Source organism: Oceanobacillus alkalisoli (assembly GCF_021556485.1).
Classification (GTDB): domain Bacteria; phylum Bacillota; class Bacilli; order Bacillales; family Amphibacillaceae; genus Oceanobacillus; species Oceanobacillus alkalisoli.
In genome coordinates this window covers 1-281 of the sequence record NZ_JAKGBW010000106.1, presented here as the reverse complement: position 1 = coordinate 281, position 281 = coordinate 1, and the positions used below count along the sequence as shown (strand labels likewise).

1 protein-coding gene is annotated in these 281 nt (G+C 56.2%); it reads right to left on the bottom strand.

The window, feature by feature from the left end; all coding sequences use genetic code 11:
• A partial coding sequence (locus tag LZD48_RS18580) for a hypothetical protein (protein ID WP_235764152.1) occupies nt 1-246 on the bottom strand: 246 nt, incomplete at its 3' end.
• Between the last annotated feature and the right edge of the window lie 35 nt (nt 247-281).

The following is a 281-nucleotide window of genomic DNA, read 5'->3' as shown; positions in this document are numbered from 1 at the left end:
GCCCTCGTTGTGGCTGGTTGGTCCTATGAACTTCTCGCACTGACTTTGATCGTTGCGCAGAAGGCCTAGCACACCCGTATGGCCGTCGGATCCTGTGTATTCGATTTGGTAATTGGGGCCGAGACGGACCTGATTGCCGTCGGTGTCTAGCACGGCATCTCGCTGCTGCTGGCAGAGAGCAGCTTCCGACATGATTAGGGTTCCAGAGAGGAGGAGGAAGGTGAGGACATAAGCATGTGTTGCCATGGTGAAGCTGCTGAGATGGCTGCTCTTGCTGGAGG